Raw genomic sequence first — 9,317 nt, forward strand, 5'->3', positions numbered from 1 at the left:
GACCACCGTCGAACGGTGGTCCGGGCCCCGCTGGTCACGCCCTGGGGGCCGGAGGATCAGCCCAGGTCGACCGAGCGCGCGAAGCGGGCGCCGATCTCGGCGGCGATGGCCGAGAGCACCTCCTGCGGGATCTCGGTGTCCACGGTGATGGAGGCCAGCGCGCTGCCGCCGTCGCGGGCGACCTGCATGCCGGCGATGTTGATGCCCGCGTCGCCGAGGTGGCGGCCGAGCACGCCGACCACGCCGGGGCGGTCCTCGTACTTGAAGAAGGCCATGTGGTCGGTGAGCGCCACGTCCACGTCGAAGGCGTCCACGCCGACGATCTTCTGGGTCTGCTTGGGGCCGGCCAGCGTGCCGGAGATGGCGATCTCCTCGCCGTTCCCGAGCGTGCCGCGCACGGTGATCACGTTGCGGTGCTCGGGGCTCTCGCTGGAGGTGGTCAGGCGGACCTCGACGCCGCGCTCCTGGGCGAACAGCGGGGCGTTGACGTAGGACACCGTCTCCGCCACCACGTCCTCGAACACGCCCTTCAGCGCGGACAGTTCGAGCACCTTCACGTCGTGCTGGGTGATCTCGCCGCGGACCTCGACGTCGAGCCGGACGGCCACCTCGCCGGCCAGCGCGGTGAAGATCCGGCCGAGCTTCTCGGCGAGCGGCAGGCCCGGGCGGACGTCCTCGGCGATCACGCCGCCCTGGACGTTCACCGCGTCCGGCACCAGCTCGCCGGCCAGCGCGAGGCGCACCGACCGGGCCACCGCGATGCCGGCCTTCTCCTGCGCCTCGTCGGTGGAGGCGCCCAGGTGCGGGGTGGCGACCACGTTGTCGAAGGCGAACAGCGGGGAGTCGGTGCACGGCTCCTTGGCGTACACGTCCAGACCGGCGCCGGCCACCCGGCCCTCGCGCAGCGCGCTCGCCAGCGCCTCCTCGTCCACGATGCCGCCGCGGGCGGCGTTCACGATGCGGACGGTCGGCTTGACCTTGTGCAGCGCCTCGTCGCCGATCAGGCCGATGGTCTCCGGGGTCTTGGGGAGGTGGACGGTGATGAAGTCCGAGACCTCCAGCAGCTCCTCCAGCGTGACCAGCTTGACGCCCATCTGCGCGGCGCGGGCGGCCTGGATGTAGGGGTCGTACGCGACGATCTTCATGCCGAACGCGGACATCCGCTGGGCGACCAGGACGCCGATCCGGCCGAGGCCGACGACACCGAGGGTCTTCTCGCTCAGCTCGACGCCGGTGTACTTGTTGCGCTTCCACTCGCCCTGCTTGAGCGCGGCGTTGGCCGGCGCGATGTTGCGGGCGACGGAGATCAGCAGGCCGCAGGCGAGCTCGGCGGCGGTGACGATGTTGGAGGTCGGCGCGTTGACGACCATCACGCCGGCCTTGGTGGCGGCGGCGACGTCCACGTTGTCCAGGCCGACGCCGGCCCGGGCGACCACCTTGAGCTTGCGGGCGGCGGCCAGCGCCTCGGCGTCGACCTTGGTGGCGGAACGGATCAGGATCGCGTCGACGTCGGCGATCGCGGTGAGCAGCTCGGTGCGGTCGGCACCGTTGCAGTGGCGGATCTCGAAGTCGGGGCCGAGGGCGTCGACGGTGGCGGGCGAGAGCTCTTCGGCGATCAGTACGACGGCGCTTTTGGAGGTCACAGTGCTCACGACAGTGGGTCCTTAACTGTCCGGTTCCCCCGGGCACGTAGGTGGCGTGGAGGGCGGGGGAAGGTGGCATGCCGCGTAGGTAGACGCACGACGCTGTGGGCCTGACGCGCACTCGGAGTGTATCGACGGGCTGGGTAGCGGGCTGCTCCCGTCCGGCGAAATCACCCGGACGAGAGCAGCCTACTTGTACAAGGACGTTACAAATTCGGGGCCGGGAAGACGACCCCGAAGGGGTCAGGCGTTCTCGTTGACCCAGCTCATCAGCGAGCGCAGCTTCTTGCCGGTGGTCTCCAGCAGGTGGTCCTCGTCGGCCTTCTTGTACTCGTTGTACTTGGGCAGGCCCGCCTTGTACTCGGCGATCCAGGTGTTGGCGAAGGTGCCGTCCTGGATCTCGGCGAGGACCTGCTTCATCGCGGCCTTGGTGTCCGCGGTGATGATCCGCGGGCCGGTGACGTAGTCGCCCCACTCGGCGGTCTCGGAGACCGACCAGCGCATCTTCTCCAGGCCGCCCTCGTACATCAGGTCGACGATGAGCTTCAGCTCGTGCAGGCACTCGAAGTAGGCGATCTCCGGCTGGTAGCCGGCCTCGACCAGGGTCTCGAAGCCGGCCTTCACCAGGGCGGCGGTGCCACCGCAGAGGACGGCCTGCTCGCCGAACAGGTCGGTCTCGGTCTCCTCGGTGAAGGTGGTCTTGATGACGCCGGCCTTGGTGGCGCCCAGGCCCTTGGCGTAGGACAGCGCCAGGTCGAAGGCCTTGCCCGAGGCGTCCTGCTCGACCGCGACGATCGCGGGGACGCCGCGGCCCTCCTCGTACTGGCGGCGGACCAGGTGGCCCGGGCCCTTCGGGGCGACCATGCAGACGTCGACGTCCGCCGGGGGCTTGATGAAGCCGAAGCGGATGTTCAGGCCGTGGCCGAAGAACAGGGCGTCGCCGGCCTTCAGGTGCGGGGCGATGTCGGCCTCGTAGACGTCGGCCTGGATCGGGTCCGGGACGAGGATCATGATGACGTCGGCCTCCGCCGCCGCCTCGGCCGGGGTGACGACGCGCAGGCCGGCCTCCTCCGCCTTGGCGCGGGACGTGGACTCCGGCTTCAGGCCGACCCGGACGTCGGCGCCGGAGTCGCGCAGCGACAGCGCGTGGGCGTGGCCCTGGCTGCCGTAGCCGATGACCGCGACCTTGCGGCCCTGGATGATGGACAGGTCGGCGTCGTCTTCGTAGAACAGCTCGGCCACGGGGGCACATCTCCTTGCGTGATGGGGTCCGGGTACGCGGTGTTCACCGTATGCGCACGCGGTGTGGTGTGGGTCTTTGCTTCGGGGATTGAGACGCGGAGGCGCGCTGTTTACGCGCTGCGGTCCAGGGCGCGCAGCGAGCGGTCCGTGATGGAGCGCGCGCCGCGGCCGATGGCGACCAGGCCGGACTGGACCAACTCCTTGATGCCGTAAGGCTCCAGCATCCGGAGCATGGCCTCCAGCTTGTCCGAGCTGCCGGTGGCCTCGATGGTCACCGCTTCCGGCGACACGTCGACGGTCTTGGCACGGAACAGCTGGACGATCTCGACGATCTGCGACCGGGTCTCGTTGTCGGCGCGGACCTTCACCAGGACCAGTTCCCGCTGGATCGCAGCGGACTGGTCGAGTTCGACGATCTTTATCACGTTCACGAGCTTGTTGAGCTGCTTGGTGACCTGTTCCAGCGGGAGGTCCTCGACGTTGACCACGATCGTCATCCGGGACACGTCCGGATGCTCGGTCGAGCCGACGGCGAGGGAGTCGATGTTGAAGCCCCGACGGGAGAACAGGGCGGCGATGCGGGCGAGCACGCCGGGCTTGTTCTCGACCAGGACGGAGAGGGTGTGCTTGGACATGGGGTTCCTCAGTCGCACAGGAGGGGTCCGGCGCAGCCGGTCCCAAGAAGGGTGGCGGTGGGCGACGGGCGGGCAGGGCTGGTCAGTCGAGGTCGTCGCCGAAGTCGGGGCGCACGCCCTTGGCGAACTGGATCTCATCGTTGCTGGTGCCGGCCGCGACCATCGGCCAGACCATGGCGTCCTGGTGGACGATGAAGTCGATGACGACCGGGCGGTCGTTGATCTCCATCGCCTGCCGGATGACCGCGTCGAGGTCCTCGGGGCGCTCGCAGCGCAGGCCCACGCAGCCCATCGCCTCGGACAGCTTGACGAAGTCGGGGATCCGGGTGCCCTGGGCCGGCGGCTCGATGCCGTCGTGGCCGGGGCCGGAGTGCAGCACGGTGTTGGAGTAGCGCTGGTTGTAGAACAGCGTCTGCCACTGCCGGACCATGCCCAGCGAGCCGTTGTTGATGACCGCGACCTTGATCGGGATGTCGTTCAGGGCGCAGGTGACCAGCTCCTGGTTGGTCATCTGGAAGCAGCCGTCGCCGTCGATCGCCCAGACCGCGCTCTCCGGGCGGCCGGCCTTGGCGCCCATCGCCGCGGGGACGGCGTAGCCCATCGTCCCGGCGCCGCCCGAGTTGAGCCAGGTGGCCGGCTTCTCGAACCGGATGAACTGCGAGCTCCACATCTGGTGCTGGCCCACGCCCGCGGCGTAGATCGCCTCGGGGCCGACCAGCGTCCCGATCCGCTCGATGACCTGCTGCGGCGAGAGCTGCCCGTCCGGGGCCGGCTCGTAGCCGAGCGGGTAGGTCTTCTTCCACTCGTCGAGCCGCTCCCACCACTCGGTGTAGTCGCCCTTGTGGCCGGCGTCGAACTCGGCCTGGACGGCGACGATCAGGTCGGCGAGCACCTCGCGGGCGTCGCCGACGATCGGCACGTCCGCCGGGCGGTTCTTGCCGATCTCGGCCGGGTCGATGTCGGCGTGGACGACCTTGGCGTTGGGGGCGAAGCCGTCCAGCTTGCCGGTGACGCGGTCGTCGAAGCGGGCGCCGAGGGTGAACAGCAGGTCGGACTTCTGGAGCGCGGTGACGGCGGGGACGGAGCCGTGCATGCCGGGCATGCCCAGGTGCTGCGGGTGGCTGTCCGGGAAGGCGCCGAGCGCCATCAGGGTGGTGACCACCGGGGCGCCGGTCAGCTCGGCGAGGATCCGCAGCTCGGCGGTGGCCCGCGCCTTGAGCACGCCGCCGCCGACGTACAGCACCGGCCGCTTGGCGCCGACCAGCATCTTCGCGGCCTCGCGGATCTGCTTGGCGTGCGGCTTGGTCACCGGGCGGTAGCCGGGCAGCGCGGTCTCGACCGGCCAGCGGAAGGTGGTGGTCGCCTGGAGCGCGTCCTTGGCGATGTCGACCAGGACCGGGCCGGGGCGGCCGGTGGCGGCGATGTGGAAGGCCTCGGCGATCACCCGGGGGATCTCGGCCGGGTCGGTGACCAGGTAGTTGTGCTTGGTGATCGGCATCGTGATGCCGCAGATGTCCGCCTCCTGGAAGGCGTCGGTGCCGATCGCCTTGGAGGAGACCTGGCCGGTGATCGCGACGACGGGCACCGAGTCCATGTAGGCGTCGGCGATCGGGGTGACCAGGTTGGTCGCACCCGGGCCCGAGGTCGCCATGCAGACCCCGACCCGGCCGGTGGCCTGGGCGTAGCCGGTGGCGGCGTGACCGGCGCCCTGCTCGTGCCGGACCAGGATGTGGCGCACCTTGACGGAGTCCATCAGGGGGTCGTACGCGGGAAGGATGGCGCCGCCCGGGATGCCGAAGACGGTGTCCGCGCCCACGGCCTCGAGGGAGCGGATGAGCGACTGGGCGCCGGTCATGGTCTCGACGACGTGCTGGGGAGCGGGAGCGTTGGCGGCCGGGTTGTCCCCGCGGCGGGGGGATGCGGCGTGCTCGGTCATCTGCCTGTCTCTTCTCGGGTTTTGCCGACCCGGTGCTGCGGGCCCCGTGCTGCGAGGGTGGGGTCCCGGTCCGGGTCGAGCGCCGGCTCTGCCTCAATCGTCCCGCTCGGTCCGACGGATCGGACGGTCTCGGGCGGTCGAGGCCAGGGGTCTTGCGGAGGTGGAACAGCGTCAGTGCAACAAAAAACCCCTCGTGCCCAAGGGCATGCGAGGGGTGGCGCGTCGGTCTGTCACGAGCAGGGCGTACGAGCCCACTCAGCCGACGCGCCCGCCAAGTACGAGAATTCGGGTGCGCATGGCAACGACCTTCCTCCCGTGCGGGGCGGCGTGTCAAGCAGGTGGGATGACCGTCTCGCCATGCGGACCGCTCGACGGGCCGGTAACGGCACGGTGTTCGGGCAGGTCAGCGCCGCCATGGTGATGTGCGCCACGCCCCGGCGCGGCGTCCGTCCGGCCGCCGGCGCGGCCACTCGTCCGGGTGTCCTCGGGGGCGGGGGGACGGGTGTCGGCGGGCGGGTACGGACGGCGGACCGGCGGCGGACCGGCCGGGCCCGCCGGACCTGCCGGACCTGTCGGCGTGGGCAGCGGACCCGTCGGCGTGGGCAGCGGGCCGGTCGGGGTGGGCAGCGGGTAGCCGCGGCGGGCCAGCGCCCGGCGCAGCCGGGGCTCGTCCAGCGGCGGGGCGAAGGCCGAGCCCTGGGCCTGCCCGCAGCCCAGCTCCCGCAGCGCGGCGACCTGGCGGGGCAGGTCCACCCCCTCGGCGGCGGTGGTCATCCCGAGGTCGCGGCCGAGCCGCAGCGCGTGCCCGGCGAGGGTGCGGCTGAGCGGGGACTCGCCGAGGTCCTGGACGAGCGTGCGGTCCAGCTTGAGCCCGTCCAGCGGCAGCCGGGCGAGCGCGCCGAGCGAGCCGCCGCCCGCGCCGTACCCGGCCAGCCAGGTGGAGACGCCGAGCCCGCGCAGGGCGGAGAGCCGGCGGCCGAGCTCGTCGGCGAGCGAGTCCGGGCCCATCCGGGCCACCTCGATGACCAGTTCGTCGGCGGGCAGCCCGCTGTCGCGCAGGGCCGAGGCCACCGTCTCGTACAGGCCGGGCGAGCAGAGCCGCTCCACCGAGAGCCGGACGGCCACCGGGACGGGCTCCGGCGTGCCGCGGCCCCTGCCGCCCGGCAGGCCGCGCCGTTCGACGGCCGCGCTGACCGCCTCCAGGACCAGCCAGCGGGAGAACCGGGTGGCCGCGTCGCCGTGCTCGGCCGAGCGCAGGAACTCGGCCGGGGTGAGCAGCAGGCCGCCCACCGAGCGCCAGCGGGCCTGCGCCTCGACGCCGGTCACCGCGCCGCTGCCGAGGTCCACCACGGGCTGGTGGAGCAGGGTGAAGCCGCCCTCCCGGACGGCCAGCCGCAGCCGCTCCTCCAACTCGGTGCGGCGCTCCAGGTCGGCCCGCATCGCGGGGGTGTAGAGCACCACCCGGCCCTTGCCCTCGGACTTGGCCCGGTACATCGCCAGGTCGGCGTTGCGCATCAGCTCGTCGGCCGCGGTTCTGGGGTCGGCCGCCGGGCCGCGTTCGGGGGTGCCGAAGGCGATGCCGATGCTGGCGGCGACGCCGAGTTCGGCGCCGCCGATCCAGTACGGCTCGGAGAGCGCGAGGCGCAGCCGCTCGGCCAGCTCCTGGACCTGGAGGCGGCCGAGCGGGCCGCAGACCAGCGCGGCGAACTCGTCGCCGCCGAACCGGGCGACGGTGTCCCCGCAGCGGACGGCGCTCTGCAGTCGGCGGGCGGCCTGCACCAGCAGTTCGTCGCCGACCTGGTGCCCCGCGGTGTCGTTGACCGCCTTGAAGCCGTCCAGGTCGATGAAGAGCACCGCGATCCCGGCGCCCGTCCCGCCCTGCTGGCCACGGGCGCCGAGGGCGGACCGCAGCCGCTGGGTGAACAGCGCCCGGTTGGGCAGGTCGGTGAGCGGGTCGTGGAAGGCGTTGTGCTGCAACTGGGCCTGGAGCATGACGCGTTCGGTGACGTCCCGGCTGTTGAGCAGCAGGCCGTCGCGGTGCCTGCTGACGGTCGACTCGACGTACAGCCACTCGCCGGCGCCGGAGCTGATCCGGCACTCGACCCGGGTGGAGAGCTCGGCGGTGCCGGGGCTGCGGTGGGTGGTGAGCCGGACCCTGGCGAGGTAGCGGCGGACCTCGGAGAGCACCCGGCCGACGTCCTCGGGGTGGACCAGGTCCAGCAGGTTGCCGCCGACCAGCTCCTCCGGGTCCCGCCCGTAGACGCCGAGCGCGGCCGGGGAGACGTAGGAGAGCACGCCGTTGGCACCGGCGATCATGATGACGTCGCTGGAGCCCTGCACCAGGGAGCGGAAGTGCGCCTCCTTGTGGGCGAGTTCCTGGGCCAGCGACAGGTTGTCGAGCAGCATGACGCCCTGCCGGAGGATCAGCGCCAGCCCGACGGTGCAGGCCGCCGCGGCCACCACGCGGTCCAACTCCCGTCCGCCGAGGGCGTTGTAGAGGATCCCGGCGGTGCAGACCGCGGCGGCCGCGTACGGGGTCAGCGCGCTGAAGGTGGTGGCCACCCGACGGTGCGGCAGGCCGCCGGCCGAGGGGTGGTCGCGCAGCGGACGGCGCCAGCGCGGCGACCACGGCGCCCAGCCCAGCAGCAGGCTGCCGGAGAACCAGCCGGCGTCCAGCAGTTCGCCCGAGTGGTAGCTGCTGCGCAGCTCCGGGGAGGTGAACAGGGCGTCGCAGGTGACGGTGACGGCGAGCGCCAGCATCGCGGTGTGCACCGCCGCCCGGTTGCCGTCCCGGCCGCCGAAGCGCAGCCCGACCACCAGGCTGACCAGCAGGATGTCCAGCACCGGGTAGGCCAGGTTGAGGGCCAGGCGCAGCGGTGAGCCGTCCTCGCCGGCCGCGATCCGGCCGAGCGCCAGGCTCCAGCTGAGGGTGAACAGCGAGCCCGCGATCAGCCAGCCGTCGAGCAGCAGGCAGAGCCAGCCGGCCGCCGTGCGCGGGTGCTGGGCGAGTACCAGGACGCCGGTGATGGCGAGCGGGGCGAACAGCAGGAAGGCGTACTCGGCGAGCGAGTCCCGGGGCAGCGGGGTGCGCACGACCAGCTCGTACCAGCCCCAGGTGCCGTTGCCGAAGGCGACCATGAGCGAGGAGAGGCCGAACAGCAGCCAGGCCGGGCGGGCGTGGCCGCCGACCGTGCAGCCGTACACCAGGCAGGACAGCGCGGCCGCCAGGGCCGCCGCGGCCAACCCGAAGTCGCCCATGAAGACGGACAGTTGGTGCGATCCCCAGCCGGCGGCGGCGCCGGCGGCGTAGGCCACGCAGAGCGCGCCCAGGGCGAACCCGGGCAGCGCGCGGCTCACCCCGGGCCGGCACAGCGGGCCGCGGCGGGCGGGTGCGGGCACGTCGGCGGCGGACGTGTCGGTGTGCGGTGCGTCCGGCCGTCCGGTTCCGGGCAGCACCGTTTCGGTGGAGCTCACTCGGCCTCTCCCCCTCCGGCCCGGGGCCTCGCGCCCCGGCCACGGGCCACCGGCCGCGCACCTGTCGGACGTACGCGGTGGCCTGGCGCCCCGTCAGGACGGTGGCCCAGGGGGTGGGCGGCCTGCCGGCCGCCGCACCGTACCGATGCTCCCAAAATGGACCCTACACCAACCCCGTCACTCAATGACACGCACACTCAACTTAGAGTAATGGCGAAAGGGTGGGGAAATGCCCCTGATTCCTACGGATCGACCCGGTTGGCGGCGGCGCGCGGGGAGGGGCTCACGCGGCGCGCACGGGAGCACGCGGCGGCGCCCGAACACCGGTGCCAGGGTGGACGATCCGTGGTGCCGGGCGGACGGACAGCGGACCCCGACCCGCCGAAG

General features: G+C 72.3%; 5 protein-coding genes. All 5 read right to left on the reverse strand.

Annotated features, from left to right (window positions below; all coding sequences use genetic code 11):
- Positions 1–56: 56 nt before the first annotated feature.
- The 5 genes from serA to ACFU6K_RS20495 all read right to left on the reverse strand — a co-directional run bounded on the left by serA (position 57) and on the right by ACFU6K_RS20495 (position 8,813).
- The gene (gene serA / locus ACFU6K_RS20475; RefSeq protein WP_380664956.1) at positions 57–1,643 is read right to left on the reverse strand and encodes a phosphoglycerate dehydrogenase; all 1,587 of its coding nucleotides are present in this window, start codon (positions 1,641–1,643) and stop codon (positions 57–59) included.
- A gap of 243 nt (positions 1,644–1,886) precedes the next feature.
- Complete coding sequence (ilvC, locus tag ACFU6K_RS20480) at positions 1,887–2,885, reverse strand: ketol-acid reductoisomerase (RefSeq protein ID WP_380664950.1); 999 nt, start codon at positions 2,883–2,885, stop codon at positions 1,887–1,889.
- Between the two features lie 110 nt (positions 2,886–2,995).
- Positions 2,996–3,520, reverse strand: coding sequence for an acetolactate synthase small subunit (gene ilvN / locus ACFU6K_RS20485; RefSeq protein ID WP_049657946.1), 525 nt, complete (start codon positions 3,518–3,520; stop codon positions 2,996–2,998).
- An 82-nt stretch (positions 3,521–3,602) separates the two neighbouring features.
- The gene (locus ACFU6K_RS20490) at positions 3,603–5,456 is read right to left on the reverse strand and encodes an acetolactate synthase large subunit (protein WP_380664953.1); all 1,854 of its coding nucleotides are present in this window, start codon (positions 5,454–5,456) and stop codon (positions 3,603–3,605) included.
- A gap of 330 nt (positions 5,457–5,786) precedes the next feature.
- Positions 5,787–8,813 carry a putative bifunctional diguanylate cyclase/phosphodiesterase gene (locus tag ACFU6K_RS20495; protein ID WP_380664958.1) on the reverse strand — a complete coding sequence of 1,009 codons (3,027 nt, stop codon included), beginning with the start codon at positions 8,811–8,813 and terminating at the stop codon, positions 5,787–5,789.
- Positions 8,814–9,317: the final 504 nt, after the last annotated feature.

This window comes from Kitasatospora sp. NPDC057512, from assembly GCF_042802135.1.
GTDB lineage: Bacteria > Actinomycetota > Actinomycetes > Streptomycetales > Streptomycetaceae > Kitasatospora.

Excerpts from the sequence above, each read along its gene's own strand:
- ACFU6K_RS20490 (WP_380664953.1), bottom strand. The coding sequence starts at position 5,456 with ATGACCGAGCACGCCGCATCCCCCCGCCGCGGGGACAACCCGGCCGCC.
- ilvN (WP_049657946.1), bottom strand. The coding sequence starts at position 3,520 with ATGTCCAAGCACACCCTCTCCGTCCTGGTCGAGAACAAGCCCGGCGTG.